This window comes from Belliella baltica DSM 15883, assembly GCF_000265405.1.
Classification (GTDB): Bacteria; Bacteroidota; Bacteroidia; order Cytophagales; family Cyclobacteriaceae; genus Belliella; species Belliella baltica.
The window spans coordinates 3,243,039-3,261,859 of sequence record NC_018010.1; the positions used below are offsets into that span (position 1 = coordinate 3,243,039).

An 18,821-nucleotide genomic window follows, 5' to 3' on the forward strand; every position below is an offset into this window, starting at 1 on the left:
ATTACTTAATTTTAGCTAATTTATTTTGTGCTATTTTTTTGATTTCTTCATCCTGAGCTTGCTCTACTACAGACTCCAGAGTAGCCTTAGCCTGAAACTCCTCACCTAAAGCTAGATAATTGTCAGAAAGTAAGATGAAACATTTTCCATACCAATATGCATGAGGAGAAAATGGTCCTGAGAAATCGAAAATGGCATCATTGGATTGAGTATAATTTCCTTTTTTATTATAACTCTCAGCCAATAAGAATAAACCTTCTGCTCCATGAACAGTCTTGTATTCATTAATCAATGAAATCAAAACATCTTCTGCTTGATTCACTTTTCCTGTTTGAAAATTCGCTTTAGCTTTGAGCAGCAAAGAAGCTGGTATGGCATCTGCCATCACATTGCCAAGGTTGATCACCCTATCGGCATAGAAGATTGCAGAATCAAATTTATTGGTATAATAATGTGATTCCATCAAGCCTTTGAAAGCTTCGTATTCTTCTAGTTTGTTTCTTGCTCCTTTAGCAGCTTCTCTTAAATAAGGCAAAGCCTTAAGATAATTTTTATTTTCTACTTCTATCGCAGCTATTCTTTGAACAGCTCTCAATCTCTGCGGAGAATCATTCAAGGCATCTATTTGATAAAAATTATTAAGAGCTTCAGCTTGGTTTCCAAGTTTAGCGTATGAATCTCCAATAAAATACAAGACTTCTACCTTATTTGCTGATTGTGGGTAATTTTTTAAATAATCTTGAAAAGCTTTAATGGCTTGCTGATGAGCATTAGAGAAGAATAGATTTTTAGCTGCTTCAAACTCTACATTTTGCAAACTTTTATTGTCTGGATTTGCGTTTCTGTACCTCGCAAGATAATTGGAAAATTCACTGGTTCTATTTTGCAAAGCTAAAGCTTCTTGAAGTCCGATCAAGGCAGCTTCTGCATTAGAAGAATTTGGGTGATTCTCTAGGATTTTCTTATAATCATTAATCGTTTCTTCATATTGTTTAAGTGAATAACTGGCAATAGCTCTTCCTTCAAGTGCAAAAGGAATAAATTGGCTGTTTGGTCGTGTAGATATCAATCTCGTAAAACCATTTTTAGCTTCATTGTATTGCGTCATTTCCATATTGATCTGTGCTTTTTGAAAGATCGCATCTTCTAAATAAAGACTTGAAGAAAAATTATCAATGACACGATTTAACTGATCAATTGCTTGTGGATTGTTGCTTTGGAAATTTTGAATCACACCTGATCTAAAGTGTGCATAGTCTGTATAAGCATTACCTTCTCTTACTGCACGTTGGAAAACATTGAGCGCATCTGAAAATTTCTTTTGAACATAATAAGTATCTCCTAGACGAATTATCGCATCATCATAGTTTTCCTTGTCCTCTGCCCTTTGCATTTTGTCAACATAAGCTTTGAATTGCCCCTCTGCTTTGACGTATTGCTGTGAGTTGAAATAAGCATAACCCAAACCATAATGTGATTTGATCAAATAAGGATCATTTGCTCTTGGTCTTAATGCTTGTAATCTTTCATAAGACTTGATGGCTTCATCTAAATTTTCTCTAGCAGCGAAATTTTCACCTTTCCAAAAATACGCTTGAATTACTAAGTCTTTGTCAATTGGTGTATTGATTGCTTTATCAAAATATGTAGTGGCTAGCTCATTTCTTTTATCTCGATAATATACGATTCCTTGATAAAAAGACACTTTTTGATAGGCTGCATTGATACGATCTGACTTCCTTGGCATTTTCTCAATTTGCTCTATTGCTCTGAGATAATTGCTTGTATTAATCAGTGCATCAGCTAATAAATCTTCCGCCTTATTTGCGTATTGACCTCGTGGATAGTTTTCCAAATAAGAATCTAATCCTGTCACTGCATCTTGAAAGCTACCTCTTTCTAAATTGACTTTGGCGTAATTGATCAAAGCTTCTTCTTTAATTCCGGGATCTGCGTCACTTTTATAAGCAGCATTGAAGCTTGTCGAAGCAAACTGTGGATTATTCAATTTGATGTAAGAATGACCCAAATAATAACTAGATACTTGACCTATTTTATCATTTTCCACCGCTGAAACCTTAAAATAATCAGTTGCTCTCTGATAATTTTCTGTTTCATATTGAGCTATTCCAGCTTTATAGATTTGAGGTCTTTCTAGAGTGCCTTTTCTAGTATTGATAAATTCATCGTACTGCATTCCTGCTTTTTGAAAATCTCTTTTTTCAAAATAAGCTTCTGCTAGATATAAATGAATTTCTTCTTTTCTATCTAAATTTCGACGGTTTGCTAAAACTGGTTCAGCATAAGTAATTAAATCATCATAAAGTCCCTGTCGGTAATAAACTCCTGAAAGCATATATGGAACTTTGTTGGCATAGAAATTTGACTTATCAGCTTCTTTAAAATCTACGATTGCTTGATCATAGCGCTTGTTCTCCATGTAAATAAAACCTGCATAATAATTCGCATCTGGTGTGTAGGCTGTGCGCTCTCTTTTGACCAAATTAAAATTGATCAAGGCATTAGAAAAGTCTTCCAATTGAAACTGTGCATAACCCATTTTAAAAAGTACTTCAGCGCGCTGTTCTGGCCAAATCTTGTTGGTATCCACTTGTTTGAAGGCAGGAATAGCTTCTCTGTAATTTCTTCTTTCAAAAAAGAAATTGCCCAAAATGTGGGCTGCTTCATTTACTTTTGGATGATCCGGATGCTTCCTGATAAAATTATAAACCAAATCCGAGGCTGCAGGATTGTCTATTTTCAAAGCTGATATGGCATGATGAAAATCAACAAAAACTTGATCATTTTTTGAAAAATCATTATTCTTGAGTTCTTCAAATTCATATTTGGCAGCACTAAAAAGTTGCTTATCATAAAGTTCAAAATTATCATCTAATATTTTTTGTGAACCTCTTTGGTAAATACCTGATTGGGCAAAGGATAACTGAATGGATAAGCCCATCCAAATCAATAAAAGAATTTTCTTCATATTTGTCAAAATGCTAATTAATGCATGATTTTGAATATCATTTCCTTGAGAATCAATGATTCATCTACTTTATTTAAATCCACGCCTTTTGAGCGAAGATCTGCCTCTTTGATGAACGCAAACGCTTCAATAACCTTGCCCAAATTATAATTTTTAGCTGCTATGTGGTATTCTTTTACGAAGTATGGATTTACACCTAATTTCTTGGCCAATTCAGCATCGGAAGCTCCTTTGAGGTCATGATACAACGCTAATCGACTAAAATAATTATAGATGACTATGATCGTTGGAATCAGAGGGTTTGCTTTGGGATTTTGCAAAAAGTAATGAATGATTTTATTTGCTTTCAACACATCTCTAACTCCAATGGCTTTGGTTAATTCGAAATTGTTGTAATCTTTATTGATACCAATAAATTTATGAATATGCTCAGCTGTGATTTGGGTAGATTCTGTGAAATTAATCAACATTTTCCCAATTTCATTGGTCATCACTTCAAGATTATTCCCAATGCTTTCTGCTAGTAAAACAGCTGTTCTATTATCAATTTTATGACCTTGAGTTTGTATATAGCCTTCAATCCACGCTGCAAGTTTATATTCTGGGACTTTATCAGACTTGACTAAGACAGCTTTTTTATCAAGCTCCTTTGCTAGCGCTTTTCTTCCATCTAGTGATTTGTACTTGAATGCAAATACCAAAATAGTACTTGGCAAGGGATTTTGAATATAGTTAATCAATAATGTGTCGATTTCCTCACGACCTATTCCCCAGATATTTTGAGCTTCTTTGACAATCACCACTTGTCGATCTGCCATCATGGGAAATCTTCTAGCATTACCCAAAATCGCAGTCATTGGTGCATCCTTTCCGTACATGATGGTTTGGTTGAAACCTTTTTCATGCTCGGCAATAGCATGCTTTTCAATATAATCGCTGATGACATCAATAAAATGTGGTTCTTCTCCTTGCAAAAAATAGATGGGTGCATATTTGCCTGCCTTGAGGTCTTTAATTACGTCTTCTGGTTTACTTGGCATAATTGAAATTTTCAATTCAAAGATAGAAAGATTTAACTTTTTAAAAAGTCCATTTTTAAGTCAAAACTTAATTTATTCTAAACTTTATAGGCCTTACTTTTGTATTGCTAATAGACAAAAAGAAATACAAGTGGGAAATTTTGATTTAAGTGTTGGATACTTTAAGGAGGGAAAATTTGATCTTGCATTAAAAGAAATTAATGCTTGTATCAAAGAGGATAAGAAAAATGCTGAGCTTTACTTTTTTAGAGCTAGGGTTCATTCTCGACTTGGTAATTTTGAATTATCGCTAGAGGATTTTGATTACCTCACTCAATTAGAACCGTTCAATCCAAGTTTTATCAGTGATCGTGCTGTTGTTTTACATCTCTTAAAACGCAACGAGGAAGCCGCTACAGAATTCGATCGAGCACTGAATCTGGAACCTTCAAATCCCTATAGATATTCAAGCCGGGCATATTTTAGGGATAGAATTGGAGATTTTCAAGGAGCTATAGATGATTATACAAAAGCCATTGAAATGGATCCTGAAGATGCCGTATCTTACAACAATCGAGGGTTGGTTGAAGAAAAAATGGGATACATGTCTCGAGCAAAAAAAAGCTTTGAAATCGCAGATGATTTGGTAGGGTATAAATCAAGTCAACAAACAAAAGCTAAAAGTGCTGACACTTCTGAAAAAAATAAAGCAACATTTTCAATGCCTAAGCAAGAAAATGCTGCCTCTAAACTAAGCTTGGACGGCTATTTTAATGTATTCAAGAAAATCTTTACAGACAAATCTACTTGGAGTGAGTTTGTAGATTTTATCGGTTCCGGATTCAAAACTAAAACTCCTAGAGATTCTTGATCACATAAAGTGGTTTGTTGATAAAATAAGACATTTTCCTAGACAGGTTATTTGCAAAGAGTTGGTCAAACCAGCTCTTTTTTTTACTTAAGGTAACTAGCATATCTCCCTTAGCAGTAATTAGGTAATTTTCTAGTCCTAGTCCAGGTTCATCTCTGTAAGATTTTAAGACAAAGTTCTTTTTTTCATACTTTATGAAAGGCTCAATCTCTTGAACCATCGTTTGATGCAGAGGCTTGTCTATTGTTTTTGATTTTGAACTCACATGTACTAAATCAATTTCTGCATCAAAAAATCCAGCCAATTCCACAATCTTTTGAATCGCTATTTTGTCTTCCTCTACATAATCTGTTGCATAGACAAACTTTCTAGGAGTTTTAAAATAAACCTTCCTGGGAATAAGCATAACATCGATTTCTGATTTGTCAACTAAATTAGAAGATCTTGTACCAATAAAATTGGTCTTAAAATCATTCACTCCTTCAGTTCCCATCACAATCAAGTCAGCTTTTAGATTTTCCGCGAACTCCAAAATGGAGGATACTATTTTACCTTCTTTGAATTCAGCTTGGCAAGATTTCAATCCTTTGCTCAAACTTTCATCTTTAACAGCAGAAACAAGGTTGTTCAGCTTCTTTTTGATAAAACTGTATTGATCTCCTGAATGAAAATCGTTTGAAGAAAGCTTCTGATAGTCTTCTTTGTCTGGGATATGAACCAAATATAGATCAGCTTGGTATTTCTCTCCAAGTTTGGCAGCATATTCGATTGCATTCAATGAACACTCGGAAAAATCTGTAGGGCAAACAATCTTGAAATTATCTTTCATAGTTTTCTGGGGATTTTAATAGCCTTTCTTCCTATCTATAAGATTGACTAAGGGTTGATTATTTAGCATTCTTTTATAATTCTCCAAAATTTGGGGGGCAGCAGCTTTAGGATTAGTGACACTTGCAATATGTGGTGTAAGAGTAATTTTCTCATTCTCCCAAAAAGGGTGATCTTGCGGAAGTGGTTCTTTTCTAAATACATCTAACATTGCTCCTGAAATGAAACCTTCTTCAATAGCAGTCAAAAGATCCTCTTCTACCAAGTGACTTCCCCTAGCTACATTAATCAAGTAAGTACCCATTGTACATTTTCTAAAGAAATCAATATTTAGAAAATTCTCAGTTTTTAATGTTAAGGGTAAAAGACAAACCAAAACATTCACTTTTTGTAGGAAACTATCGAGTTGATCTCCATAAAAATATGGATAAGTCAAGTTCTCCTTTGGAGAATTCCCATAACCAAAAACATTGAAATTCATAAATTGAAGTTTCTCAACCACGTCGCCACCCAACTCTCCTACACCCAAAACGCCTACATTTACTTCAAGCTCTGGACTACTCATATCCCAGACTTTCGATTTCTGAAGTTGATAAAATCGAGATGTGCGTCTATGGAAATTCAAAATTCCCATAATGCAATAATTGGTCATAGAAAAAGTCAACTTTTCATCTACTATCCTAGTGATAGGAAGACTAGAATCAATTGTTTCATCAGATAAGATATGATCCACACCAGCCCCCATAGAACAAATTAGCTTCAAATTGGGAAATTCATGTAAAATCCCCTTAGGGTGCTGCCAAAGCATCACAGCGGTAATTTTATCTTTATTGACAATATCTGGAAATACTTGAATATCTATTTCCTTGTCAATTTCTTTCATATTTTTAATCCAAGCACTAGGATTTCTCCCTGGTGAAATAATTGCAATTGCCATTAAATTTATTTCTAATGTAAAATATTAACAAAATAAAATTTTAACTAATCGATCGTTTGTAGGATTACCAAAGATTGATCAATTTTAGGTACTGATATTGGAATTTATAAAAAGAGAGCACAGTCATATAATTGATTTTTTTCTCTTTTATATAATATAATTTCAATGTAACTACACAAATATGAATTTTAGATGAATTTTACCAAAAAACACTATTAAAATGAACTTCAAATCTTATTTATTGCTCATTAGTTTGTTGATAGCTTCAGCAAGCTTTTCCATTGCACAGCAAATAGAAATGCCACAAGCGAGCCCTGCATCGAGCATAGCACAAAAAATAGGTCTCACAGATGTCAAAATTGAATACAGCCGTCCAAGTGCAAAAGGGCGAAAGATTTTTGGAGAATTAGTACCGTATGGAGATGTATGGAGAACAGGTGCTAATGCAGCAACAATCATTACTTTTTCTACTGAAGTAATGATCGAAGGAAATAAAGTCCCAGCTGGTTCTTATGCGCTCTACTCCATCCCAGGAAAAAATGAATGGACGATAATTTTATCAGAGAACACTAAACTTTGGGGTGCTGTAGGTTACAATCAGGAGGATGATTTACTAAGATTCAAAGTTAAACCTGGAAAAACAGGTCAAAAATATGAAACTATGGAAATCAATTTTGTAGATATGACTGACACGGGAGCTTTTGTAGCCATCAAATGGGAACAAGTAAGAGTCAAATTCAGAATTGAAACCGAAGTTGATCAAATCGTCATGGGTCAAATCAAAGCTTTGGTAATTGATCAAGAACCAAGCAATCCTGGCTTGTATTACCAAGCAGCAAATTATTATTTCACCACAAATAAAGATTTACCCACTGCCTTGGATTGGATCAATAAATCAGTTGACTCTGATCCAAAATATTGGACCATGCATCTTAAAGCGAAAATAGAACTTGCTTTAGGAAAGAAAAAGGAAGCCATTGAAAGTGCAAATAAATCAATGGAAATGGCTAGAGAGGCAAAAAATCCTGATTACGTAGGCCTGAATGAAAGGCTTATCAAATCTATCAAGTAATATTTTAGCCTCTGACTCTAATGAATCAGAGGCTATTTTTTTATCTTTCTGACATGTACTTAAACACCCATCCTTATGTCAAAAGTCAAACCAGGAATAAAAAAAGTAGCCACAATCTGTGTCTTGAAAAATGGTGATCATTTCTTATTACTTAAGAGAACCAAAGATCCTAATAAAGGCCTTTACACTCCTTTAGGGGGAAAATTAGATCCATTTGAAACGCCACTAAATGCAGCTATTAGAGAAACTTGGGAAGAGTCAGGTATCAAAGTCAACAATATGGAATTTCGAGGAATTTTAACGGAAACTTCCCCTGTTGATTATAATTCTGTTGATTATAATTGGATCAGTTATGTGTATTTGGCAGAAATAGAAAAAAAGGTTATCAAAGAAAGTGAAGAAGGCACTTTGGAGTGGATTCACTTGAATGATTTGATCAAATTACCAACTCCCAAAACAGATATTTTTATTTACAAAAGTTTGATTGATGGAACAAAATTCATCTTCAATGCTGAATATGATGAAGACTTAGAACTTCAATTGATGATCAATGAATTGACAGAAGAAAAATTAATTTAAAATTGAAAATGCCAAATGTTGCTTTGATGATCTAAACAATCGATTTCGAAGAATTGAATGAAAATTTTAAAAAGTATTTTTGGTAATAAAAGTGTTTATTTTTTAATAATATCCTAATTTTGGACATCAATTCATTCAAACTTTGTTATAATAATGCCCAATAACACAAAATTCATCATTGACTTTGACAGTACATTTACTCAGGTAGAGGCCTTAGACGTTTTAGGTGAAATCAGCCTTGCAAATGATCCTAATAAGAATGAGAAACTCAAAGCCATTAAAGATATCACGGATAAAGGCATGGAAGGCACGCTCAACTTTCGCGAAAGCTTGGAACAAAGGCTAGCCATACTTGAAGCAAGCAAACCTCAAATATCTGAGTTAATTGAAAACTTAAAAAATAAGGTTTCAATGTCCTTTCAGCGTAACAAAGAATTTTTAAATGAAAATGCTGAGAATATCATCATCATTTCCAATGGGTTCAAGGATTTTATTACACCCATAGTAAGTGAGTTTGGTATCAAATCTGAAAATGTCTTTGCAAATGAATTTGTATATGATGAATCTGGAAAAATAGTAGATTTCGATAGAGAAAATATTCTTTCTAAGAATGGAGGAAAACCAGAAACCATCAAAAATCTTAACTTAGATGGTGAAATTTATGTAATAGGCGATGGCTACACAGACTATGAAATCAAAGCTTCAGGAATGGCCAATAAATTTTATGCATTCACTGAAAACATAAACAGACCAAAAGTAACTTCAAAAGCGGACCACATCGCTCCTAGCCTTGATGAAATTCTTTATGTGAATAAAATGAATAAGAAATTCTCTTACCCAAAAAGCCGAATTAATGTCTTGCTTCTAGAAAATGTTCATCCTATTGGAGTGGAACTGATGAAGCAAGAAGGCTATAATGTGGAAGTTATTGCTTCCGCCCTTTCTGAAGATGAACTAGCTGAAAAAATCAAGAATGTCAGTGTTCTAGGGATTCGCTCAAAAACAAACGTTACCAAAAAAGTCTTAGAAAATGCAAATAGATTGATTTCTATTGGAGCTTTTTGTATCGGTACAAATCAGATTGATTTGGAAACCTGTACAGAAAAAGGAATCGCTGTATTCAATGCTCCTTTTAGCAATACTCGCTCTGTGGTGGAAATGGCCATCGCTGAAATTATATTTTTGATGCGCGGATTTCATGACAAAAGCCATGGAATGCATCAGGGAATATGGGATAAATCTGCAACTGGAAGTTTTGAAATCAGAGGAAAAAAACTCGGAATCATCGGTTATGGAAATATAGGCGCTCAACTTTCTGTACTAGCAGAAAATATGGGTTTGGATGTTTACTATTATGATGTCATCGAAAAACTTGCGCTTGGAAATGCTACAAAGGTAGATTCATTGGATGAATTGCTTGGAACTTGTGATGTGATTTCTCTACATGTTGATGGTAGAAAAGACAACAAAAACATACTTGATAAAACAAAGATTGCGAAGATGAAACCTGGCTCCTATTTACTCAACCTAAGTAGAGGTCATGTTGTAGATATTGTAGCACTTAAAGATGCATTAGAGTCCGGACATATTGCTGGAGCGGCGATCGATGTATTTCCTGAGGAACCAAAAAACAATTCGGAGCCTTTGGTTTCTGAATTGATAGGTCTGAAAAATACAATTCTGACTCCACATATAGGTGGTTCTACTTTGGAGGCGCAGCAGAATATTGCCCGATTTGTTCCCGGTAAAATCATGGAATACATCAATACAGGTAATACATACAACTCTGTAAATTTCCCAAATATTCAATTGCCTTTCTTGAAAGATGCGCATAGACTGATTCATATCCACCAAAATGAACCTGGTGTACTTGCAAAAATCAACAATTGCCTCGCTAAACATGAAATCAATATTGTAGGTCAATATCTCAAAACCAACGAGAAAATTGGTTACGTAATCACAGATATTGATAAAGCCTATTCGCCTGATGTTATCGATGATATGAAAGAAATCCCTGGAACGATCCGTTTTAGAGTTCTTTATTAATTGAATTGCTAAAAATAATTATCTCTTACCTATTGAATTTGGCCAATATTGCTTTTTGAAGCATTATTGGCTTTTTTTCTTTTAGCTTTCATATTGAATTTTATCGTTGATTTCAGAGATATTTAGCATTATCGTTGATTCACAGGATAGTTTAAATTATCGCATAAATCGACGATATTTTGAATTATCGTTTATTTCGACGATATTTAAAATATGGTAGCAATAATTAAAGGTGATATCATAGCTTCTAGAAAGCTATTAGATCAAGAAAAATGGTTACAGCCACTCAAATCCCTCTTTTCCAAATGGGGAGATACTCCCGAGCAATGGGAGTTGGTTTGGGGAGATTTTTTCCAATTAGAAATAAGTAATCCAAAAGAAGCGATTCAAAAAGCTTTGGAAATAAAAGCACTAATCAAAAAAATTGAGCCAAAAGAAGCAAATAAACAACTCAGCACGCTCGATGTAAGAATGTCCATTGGAATTGGCGAGAAGACTTTTGCAGGAAAAAGGGTCTCAGAAAGCAACGGACCCGCATTTATCTATGCGGGTGAAAAATTCGAGAAACTTAAAAAAGAGAAAACAAACATTGCCATCCAAAGTCCGTGGGAGGATTTTGACAAGGAAATAAACATGTACCTCAGACTTGCAGGTAAATTTATGGACAGTTGGTCAGTTTCTTCTGCTGAATTGGTAGAGATCGTATTGAAAAATCCGAATATCACACAGGAAGAAATCGGTGAAATATTGGACATCAAGCAAAATTCGGTAAGCGGGAGATGGAACAGATCTAATATTGATGAAGTCCTGAAAATTGAGAAAGTGTTTCGTGAAAAACTTCAAAAACTAATCCAATGATCATTCTTATCAAACTTATACTCGCTCATTTGATTGGTGATTTTGTCCTGCAACCCAGATCATGGGTCAAAGAAAAGGAGAAAAAGAAGGCGAAATCCTTCAAATTATATCTACACTTTTTAATTCATGGATTACTGATCCTCTTGGTGCTTTGGAATCTTCAATATTGGTTTTTAGCCTTAAGCGTGATGCTCATTCATGGGCTTATCGATATGGCTAAACTGTATTTTCAGAAAAAGAACAACAAGACAAGTTGGTTTGTTATCGATCAGGGTTTGCATCTGATCAGCATTTTTATAGTTTGGTTAATTTGGACGAATAAAAATTTGGAAATAAGCTTGTGGTTAGAGAGTACCTCACTCTGGATTTATATTACTGCATTGTTATTCTTAACTTCTGTAACAGGAATACTCATTCAAGTGCTCCTAACAAAATGGTCCAAATCAATCAATGAAGGCGAAAATCAATCTTTGGACAACGCAGGTAAATACATCGGGATTCTAGAAAGACTCTTTGTTTTTACATTTGTGATATTGGGGAGATGGGAAGCTATAGGGTTTTTATTAGCTGCAAAATCTGTTTTCAGATTTGGTGATCTCAAAGAATCCAAAGACAGAAAACTAACAGAATATATTCTCATCGGCACCTTACTCAGTTTTGGAATTGCGATAATGATTGGTATTGTCGTCTTAGGAATAAGCTAATCAATCCAACAAAAGAATAGTGTTTAGAACAATCTAAGACAACTTTCTTCAATCTCTTAAGATTTATTGAAACCATAATCCTATTTCCTGATTAATAAGATGAAGGAACTTATATTTACAGCGTATATAAATCAGAGATTTTTAAGTGAAACAGGAATTTGCAATCGTTGATATTGAAACTACCGGTGGAAATCCAGGGGATGGTGGTGGAATCACAGAGGTAGCCATTGTCATTCATGATGGAAACAAAATCATCGACAGTTACCAAACGCTTATCAATCCTGAGCGATTTATTCCTGGATTTATCACCGGTTTGACCGGCATTGACAGTAATATGGTTGCTGATGCGCCCACCTTCTTTGAAGTTGCTGAAGAGATTTTTAGAATCTTGGAAAATCGAGTTTTTATCGCCCATAACGTAAATTTCGATTATACTTTTATCCAAAAAGCATTAGAAAAAGCAAATATCAATTACAAAGCTCCAAAACTCTGCACAGTCAAACTCAGCAGAAAGGTTTTTCCAGGTTATAAATCATACAGTTTGGGGAGAATTTGTGAACACTTGGATATTCCTATTTCAGCAAGGCATCGAGCGTTTGGTGATGCAGAAGCTACAGCCATCCTTTTCGGAAAAATCTACCAAAAGGATCCAGCTTCCGTACAAGGAATGCTTAAGAAAAACAATGGAGAGGCCTTCCTACCACCTAATATTGCGAAGGATAAATTTACCGAATTACCAGAAGCAACTGGAGTCTATTTTTTTCATGATGCCCATGGTCAGGTAATCTATGTTGGCAAGGCATTGAATATCAAAAGTAGATTTAAAGGACATTTTTCGGGTGATTCAAAAAGCAAGGCCAAACTCAATCTCAAAAATGAAATTCATGATGTAAGTTGGGAATTAACAGGAAGTGAGTTTTTAGCTTATTTGATTGAATTACACGAAATCAAGAGACTTTGGCCAAAATACAATAAGTCCCAAAAGTTCGTCAGCACCACTTGGGGAATCGTGCAGTATGAAGATAATTCAGGTTTTATAAGATTTCAGGTTTCCAAAGTAAAGCCAAGTCAACTTTGTGTAAGGCAGTTTGAGAGTCATGGCGATGCATGGAAATTTATGCTTGAAGCGGTCGAGAAATATGAGCTTTGTCCAAAACTCTGCGGAATTCAAAAATCCAATGATGGCTGTTATGACTATGCTACCAAACAGTGTAAAGGTGCCTGCAGTGGTCAGGAAAAGGCTGAGCAGTATAACCTTCGGGTTTTTGACTTTTTGAATAAGTTATCAGGAGAAGATGGTACTCTTATTATTAAAGAAAAAGGTCGAAATACCTCAGAAGAAACCGCATTACTTTTTGAAAAAGGGATGTTTATCGGTTACAGTTTTATTAACAAAGAGGACGAACTCGGTGGTCCAGAAACACTTTTAGAACAAATTCCAAAAATCAAACCTTACCAAGAAAGTAAATATATTCTCAGAAGTTTTCTTCCTAAATTAAATTTCAAAAATATTGTTTTGGTGAAATAAGTTATTGGTTATTGGTCGAATAGTTATCAGTGGATGAACTCATTATAAGAATTGACTTAGGGTCTTGTGAGAAGCTGGTTAATAAAATGCCCCCAAAAAGCTTTTCTGCATTTTGGGGACATTTTATTTAATCATTATAGATAATCCTACTTTCGAATCTTAGAGAAATTGTAATCAATTCATTACATTCATCAGCGGTCGATGGACCGTTAGCCAAGGGCAAAATTAATTCTTTTTCTCTGGTCTAAAATATCTGATTGGCGCTTTTGGTTCTGGTTTGAGCTCCACTCCTTCAGTTTCCAAAAGTTTTAAAGCTTCTTGGACTGCTCTTTCCAATTGAGGATCACGACCTTCAATCACATCTTTAGGAGTTTGCTCAACATGAATATCGGGTTTGACACCTACTCCCTCTACAGCCCATTCACCATTAACATCGAAGAATCCTCCTCTAGGTGCTACCATTCTACCTCCATCTATAAAAGGAGGCGTATCCCAGGTTCCTACTAAACCTCCCCAAGTCTGCGTACCAATCATAGGCCCAATCTCCATTTTGTTGAAAAGATAAGGAAGCAAATCACCACCTGATCCAGCTCTTTCATTGATCAGCATAACTTTTGGGCCCCAAATACCCGCCATTGGTGTAGTAAATGGCTTTCTGTCATTAGCACGGCTATTGAAATAACCATGAAGATCCCGAGCCATGATATCTACAATGTAGTCAGCGGCTGAACCTCCACCATTATTTCTTTCATCGATCACAGCTCCTTTTTTATCCTGCTGAGCAAAATAGTAACGATTGAATGATGTATATCCTGGTTGACCTGTATTTGGAACATAGACATAGGCCAACTTCCCATCAGAAAGTTCATTTACTTTTCTTCTGTTACCTTCTACCCAGTCAATATTTCTTAACCCATTTTCATTGGCAATAGGAACAACCGTAATCATCTTTGCTCCATTCTGAGATGGGTTTGAATTTACTTTCAATTTCACTTGCTTATTGGCCAAGCCTTCAAAATAACTGTAGAAGTTAACTTCCGGATTTATAACTTTTCCATTTACCTCAAGAATATAATCTCCCTCTTTAACTTGAATACCAGGTTGTGCCAAAGGTGCAGTCAAGTTTGGGTTCCAACTCTCTCCAGTATAGATTTTTTTGATTCTTACTTTTCCTTGCGTCAATTCATAATCAGCTCCCAAAAGGCCAATTGGTGTGGAAGTTACATTTGGAAAATCACCACCAGAAGTATAACTGTGCCCAACAGCAACTTCACCACCCAAAATATCCACAATATAATTCATGTCAGACCTATGTCTTACATGGTCAACCCAAGGTTTGTACCAATTATAAATATCATCCCAAGGCGCCCCATGTACATTATCTACGTAAAGAAAATCTCGCTGATATCTCCATGCCTCGGTGTAAATCTGATTCCACTCTTGTTTTGGTGTGACTTTCACTCTCAATGATGCAAGTGCTTTAAGCGAGCCATCACCAGCTTTCTTCGGACCTCCATTGGTATCTACTATCCCCCAGTTACCATTTGCTTGATAAAGAATGGATTTTCTATCCATAGACACTACCCCTGCACTCACACCGGTCATAAACACTTCCGATTTTTTATCTTTAAAATTATATCTATGAAGTGTTTGACCTCTTTCGTTTGGTACACTTTCAAGATAGAAAACATGATTTTCAGGCCCCATAATTAATCCTGAATAGTCCCTAATAGGTATGTCAACAGCTACAATTCTTTCCCATAATCCTTCCTCGTCAATTACAACAGTTTTGGTTTCCGCCTTCTTATCTTCTGATTTTGCTTCTGTAGCTTTTGCTTTCTCTTCGTCACTCTCTGGAAGAAATGGAGATACTCCATTTTTACTCAAAACGGCAGCATATAAGCCTCTTGTGGTTGGTCGATCATAAGAACTCATATCCAACCAGCCTGTATTCAGGCCAAAATTAGTACTCGCTAAGAAGTATAAATATTCTCCTTTTGCATCCCAAACAGGTGAAATCGCATCAGCCATTCCGTCTGTGACTTGGATTTTTTTGCCTGTTTCAATATTGTAAACAAATATTGCTTTAAACTGACTATCGAGCAATCTCGCATAAGCGACCCATTTACTATCAGGTGACCAGATTGGATTAAGTGATCTATTTGGATGCGCATACCTTTCGGTATCAGCAACTTTTGCCGTTCCAGTACTGACATTGACAAACCATAGGTTGTAATCCGTGTCTGTATAAGCAATGAATTTTCCATCAGGGGACCATTCTGGTTTGAAGTAAAAAGTCTTAGTAGGAAGCTGAATTTTCTTTGGTGCAGTCAAACCTTCTTGATCTCCAATCATCAATTGATATTCTCCTGATTCATCGGAAAACCAAGCCAATTGCTGTCCATCAGGTGACCATACAGGAGAACGATCTGCAACCCCAGAAGTCTGCGTGATATTTCTTGCATCGCCATTTTCTTTGGGAACTGTAATCACTTCTCCTCTATACTCAAATAGGGCTCTCTGACCTGTTGGAGAAATAGTTGGATTGGTCAACCTTCCTGCACTTACTGATTCCCACCTTTCTCTAGCCCAATGAAAGTCACCTTTAACATTAATTTCTAACTGCTGTGTTTGACCATTAGAAGGGGTTAGAATATGAAGATAACCTCCTTGTTCATAAACTAATTCTTCTCCATTGGAATCTAAATTTTTGATATCAAAATCAACGTGGAAGGTCTCTTGTTTCAAGTCATCTGAACTAGGGTCAAAAGACCAGATATTATTTGCATAATCTCTTTCTGACAGGAAAAAGACTCGTTTTCCATGCCAAATAGGCTGTGTGTGCCTTTCCATGTCTGTTTGTGGAGTCATCTTCAAAGAATAATCCTTCATATCTACAATCCAAATTGGCTTGGCTTGACCACCTCGATAATTTCTCCACTCAGGATCCCAAAAAGCAATCTGCTGATATGCGATATGTCGAGCATCATTGGAGAGTCTTCCATTGACTGCCCTTGGAATAGGAAGCGCTTCTTCCATCCCGCCCTCTAATGGAATTTTGTAGAATTTAGATTCTCTGGTTGGAACGTTTTCTCTGGAAGAAGTAAACAAGATGTGATTGCCGTCAGGAGTCCATCCTGCAGCCATATCTGCTCCAGGGTGCCAAGTCAGACGCTTTGGTTCACCACCTTCAATAGGGATTACATAAATATCCGGATTTCCATCATACTGAGCAGTAAAAGCGATATACTTGCCATCCGGAGAGAAATGTGGGCGATTTTCAGCTCCTTCATTACTTGTCAATCTGAACGCATCTCCACCTGATTTACTCACCCGCCAAAGATCATTGGCATATACAAAAACAATATAATCCTTGCTGATAGCAGGTTCTCGCAATAAGCGAGTTCCTTGAGCAAAGGTAAATTGAGCCGCAAGGAACAGCAGTATTGTTAAATATAAATTTTTCATTTTCTTGATTTGTGATAAGTCTACTTTAAAAATAAGGAATAGCTTCAGTAGCAAAAAACCATTGATGGAAAAAATAATGGTCGATGAACGATGGAATTCAAGAAAACGATAGATTTCTATCATTTCGACCACCGGCAGAAATCTAGTACTGACATTGCAAAAACAGGTCGTATTTCTGGCAAACTTAATTATATCAAGACGAGATCTCTCTCTTCGATCGAGATGACTTAGTAGCAGTCATTTCGACCATCGGGAGAAATCTCAAAATCACTTTTTAGAAAAAACCTCCCTTATAGCCTCCAAATAATCAAATTTATGACCTTCAGTTGGTTCGATATAATTTCCTTCTAAGTATTCATTCCAGCAACAAATCATTACGGTATTTCCATTGGTAGATTTGTGTTTTTCTGCTGTTAATCTTGCCTCTTCGAGTTTAGCTTTGAAAGTAGATTTATTGCTGTGAACTTTGTCTTTTCCGGGTTCACTTGGAAAACCTGTTTGTTGTGGCCAAGTGCCTCCCATCGGTCTCATATCCCAACCCATGGCTACTGGTGGTTGGTATTCGAATTCAGGATCATTTTCAAATTGCTCTGACCACCTTTTCCAGTGACTTCTATAATTTTTCCGCATATCAGCATAACTCCAATTTGCTTGATTTTCATAAGTATGATAGATATAGGCAGTCATACCCTCGAAACCTAGATTTTTAAGCCTTTTAGCATAATCTTGAAAAAGCATTTTATCAGTATACCTTCCTCCTCTCCAAGCTTCCCTAGGGTTATTGGCAACCCAATTTGTATGCATCGCATAGGGCATTTCTGCCTGTGTCATTGCGCCAGAGGTAGAAGCTATAAACTTAATCCCTGGAAATCCTGCCTTTCTAGCCAAAGCCTTTGACCTATCTAGCAGTTCCTTCATACTAATCCCATAAAAAGCAGCCCTTGCTTCTGTATCGTGTGGAAAATAAATATACACTATAGGTCTACCACTTGGATCTTTCAAATAATCCTTCCTTTTGAAATATTTATCTATCCATAGCATGGTGATTTTATCATGAACTTGGAGATAAAGTGTTTTATCTGGTTTTTCTCCTGGAAAGTTTCTTTTGGCAGCAATACTTGCCGGAGAACCTACATCCAACCAAAGCATCCATTTTTCATGGTCATCGTCGCACCAGTTCAAAGCCCATTTCATTTGCTTTGCTTCAGGTAGCTTTTCATTCTCTCTGAGCAAGACGGTCAACTGATCTTCCCATTGCTCTATGCCTGGTACGGCTACTCTTTTATAATTTGAATTATCAACTTTCCATCCTTTGGGATAATAAGTTTTTGCTTGAGGTGCAAAATCTAAATGATAATAATAGTGTCTTCCAAAAAACCAATTGTAAGCAAAAAAATCAATCCCATAACTTTTCATATACTCCAATTGCTTTCGAGCAACTTTTGGATCATCTCTTTTATAAAACCCTCCTAAACTGCTATGTGGCTTTCTGTTTAAAAAAGGACCTTCATAAGGGTTAGACTTGTTATAAACTCTTCCTTTTGGCCCCCACATTCCTGTATTTTTCAAAAATGCACAATCTTCAGGTTTATAGAGACAAGGCCAAAAACTATCAACATCTTTACTTGGATCTGCAGATACATTCCAAGATGGCATAAAATACACGCCAACCATGGCTTCATTTGAAGAAGCGACTGCTCTAGCACCAATCCCCTGATTATCGCTATCACCTGTTTGATTAACTCCAACATCAGGATTGATACCTGTATCATCTTGAGTAATCTGTTTCACTTCGCATCCCTCTGGAAGCCCTCCTGCAAAAACTAATATAAATAAAAAAGGCAAAAGTAATTTCATAAGTCTTAAAGCTTTAAATTTAAATTTAAATAAAATTGAAGCAAAAGAAAAGCCTTGGTTTATTT

At 35.8% G+C, this 18,821-nt stretch carries 13 protein-coding genes; 7 read left to right on the plus strand and 6 right to left on the minus strand.

Annotated features, from left to right (window positions below):
* Position 1: 1 nt before the first annotated feature.
* Together BELBA_RS14770 and holA are read right to left on the minus strand one after the other, a co-directional pair.
* A complete protein-coding gene (locus BELBA_RS14770; RefSeq protein ID WP_014773488.1) occupies positions 2-2,989 on the minus strand; it encodes a tetratricopeptide repeat protein in 2,988 nt (995 codons plus the stop codon).
* Positions 2,990-3,006: 17 nt separating this feature from the next.
* Positions 3,007-4,029: a DNA polymerase III subunit delta gene (gene holA / locus BELBA_RS14775; protein ID WP_014773489.1), complete on the minus strand. Its 1,023-nt coding sequence runs from the start codon at positions 4,027-4,029 to the stop codon at positions 3,007-3,009.
* A 130-nt stretch (positions 4,030-4,159) separates the two neighbouring features.
* Between holA and BELBA_RS14780 the strand changes: the two genes are divergently transcribed.
* On the plus strand, positions 4,160-4,879 hold the full coding sequence (locus BELBA_RS14780; protein WP_014773490.1) for a tetratricopeptide repeat protein: 720 nt from the start codon (positions 4,160-4,162) through the stop codon (positions 4,877-4,879).
* Here the strand turns inward: BELBA_RS14780 and BELBA_RS14785 are convergent.
* Together BELBA_RS14785 and BELBA_RS14790 are read right to left on the minus strand one after the other, a co-directional pair.
* Entirely contained in the window at positions 4,866-5,708 is an 843-nt protein-coding gene (locus BELBA_RS14785; RefSeq protein WP_014773491.1) for a universal stress protein, read from the minus strand. The genes BELBA_RS14780 and BELBA_RS14785 overlap by 14 nt on opposite strands.
* A gap of 15 nt (positions 5,709-5,723) precedes the next feature.
* Positions 5,724-6,644 carry a 2-hydroxyacid dehydrogenase gene (locus BELBA_RS14790; RefSeq protein WP_014773492.1) on the minus strand — a complete coding sequence of 307 codons (921 nt, stop codon included), beginning with the start codon at positions 6,642-6,644 and terminating at the stop codon, positions 5,724-5,726.
* A 220-nt stretch (positions 6,645-6,864) separates the two neighbouring features.
* Here BELBA_RS14790 and BELBA_RS14795 point away from each other — a divergent pair, with 220 nt between their 5' ends.
* The 6 genes from BELBA_RS14795 (at position 6,865) to BELBA_RS14820 (ending at position 13,431) form a co-directional block, all read left to right on the plus strand.
* On the plus strand, positions 6,865-7,716 hold the full coding sequence (locus tag BELBA_RS14795) for a DUF2911 domain-containing protein (protein ID WP_014773493.1): 852 nt from the start codon (positions 6,865-6,867) through the stop codon (positions 7,714-7,716).
* Positions 7,717-7,791: 75 nt separating this feature from the next.
* Positions 7,792-8,295, plus strand: coding sequence for an NUDIX hydrolase (locus tag BELBA_RS14800; RefSeq protein ID WP_014773494.1), 504 nt, complete (start codon positions 7,792-7,794; stop codon positions 8,293-8,295).
* 153 nt (positions 8,296-8,448) lie between these two features.
* A complete protein-coding gene (gene serA, locus BELBA_RS14805; protein WP_014773495.1) occupies positions 8,449-10,341 on the plus strand; it encodes a phosphoglycerate dehydrogenase in 1,893 nt (630 codons plus the stop codon).
* A 213-nt stretch (positions 10,342-10,554) separates the two neighbouring features.
* Complete coding sequence (locus BELBA_RS14810) at positions 10,555-11,199, plus strand: SatD family protein (RefSeq protein WP_014773496.1); 645 nt, start codon at positions 10,555-10,557, stop codon at positions 11,197-11,199.
* On the plus strand, positions 11,196-11,903 hold the full coding sequence (locus BELBA_RS14815; RefSeq protein ID WP_014773497.1) for a DUF3307 domain-containing protein: 708 nt from the start codon (positions 11,196-11,198) through the stop codon (positions 11,901-11,903). The genes BELBA_RS14810 and BELBA_RS14815 overlap by 4 nt, the downstream gene beginning before the upstream one ends.
* Positions 11,904-12,048: 145 nt before the next feature.
* Complete coding sequence (locus tag BELBA_RS14820; RefSeq protein WP_014773498.1) at positions 12,049-13,431, plus strand: exonuclease domain-containing protein; 1,383 nt, start codon at positions 12,049-12,051, stop codon at positions 13,429-13,431.
* 225 nt (positions 13,432-13,656) lie between these two features.
* Here BELBA_RS14820 and BELBA_RS14825 read toward each other — a convergent pair whose 3' ends face one another.
* Complete coding sequence (locus tag BELBA_RS14825; RefSeq protein WP_014773499.1) at positions 13,657-16,899, minus strand: S41 family peptidase; 3,243 nt, start codon at positions 16,897-16,899, stop codon at positions 13,657-13,659.
* Between the two features lie 267 nt (positions 16,900-17,166).
* Positions 17,167-18,756 carry a glycoside hydrolase family 99-like domain-containing protein gene (locus tag BELBA_RS14830; RefSeq protein WP_014773500.1) on the minus strand — a complete coding sequence of 530 codons (1,590 nt, stop codon included), beginning with the start codon at positions 18,754-18,756 and terminating at the stop codon, positions 17,167-17,169.
* Between the last annotated feature and the right edge of the window lie 65 nt (positions 18,757-18,821).

What these genes read in the sequence shown, in the direction of transcription:
- BELBA_RS14770 (WP_014773488.1), bottom strand. Translation starts at nt 2,989, where the DNA reads ATGAAGAAAATTCTTTTATTGATTTGGATGGGCTTATCCATTCAGTTA.
- holA (WP_014773489.1), bottom strand. Translation starts at nt 4,029, where the DNA reads ATGCCAAGTAAACCAGAAGACGTAATTAAAGACCTCAAGGCAGGCAAA.
- BELBA_RS14785 (WP_014773491.1), bottom strand. Translation starts at nt 5,708, where the DNA reads ATGAAAGATAATTTCAAGATTGTTTGCCCTACAGATTTTTCCGAGTGT.
- BELBA_RS14790 (WP_014773492.1), bottom strand. Translation starts at nt 6,644, where the DNA reads ATGGCAATTGCAATTATTTCACCAGGGAGAAATCCTAGTGCTTGGATT.
- BELBA_RS14795 (WP_014773493.1), top strand. Translation starts at nt 6,865, where the DNA reads ATGAACTTCAAATCTTATTTATTGCTCATTAGTTTGTTGATAGCTTCA.
- BELBA_RS14800 (WP_014773494.1), top strand. Translation starts at nt 7,792, where the DNA reads ATGTCAAAAGTCAAACCAGGAATAAAAAAAGTAGCCACAATCTGTGTC.
- serA (WP_014773495.1), top strand. Translation starts at nt 8,449, where the DNA reads ATGCCCAATAACACAAAATTCATCATTGACTTTGACAGTACATTTACT.
- BELBA_RS14810 (WP_014773496.1), top strand. Translation starts at nt 10,555, where the DNA reads ATGGTAGCAATAATTAAAGGTGATATCATAGCTTCTAGAAAGCTATTA.
- BELBA_RS14815 (WP_014773497.1), top strand. Translation starts at nt 11,196, where the DNA reads ATGATCATTCTTATCAAACTTATACTCGCTCATTTGATTGGTGATTTT.
- BELBA_RS14825 (WP_014773499.1), bottom strand. Translation starts at nt 16,899, where the DNA reads ATGAAAAATTTATATTTAACAATACTGCTGTTCCTTGCGGCTCAATTT.
- BELBA_RS14830 (WP_014773500.1), bottom strand. Translation starts at nt 18,756, where the DNA reads ATGAAATTACTTTTGCCTTTTTTATTTATATTAGTTTTTGCAGGAGGG.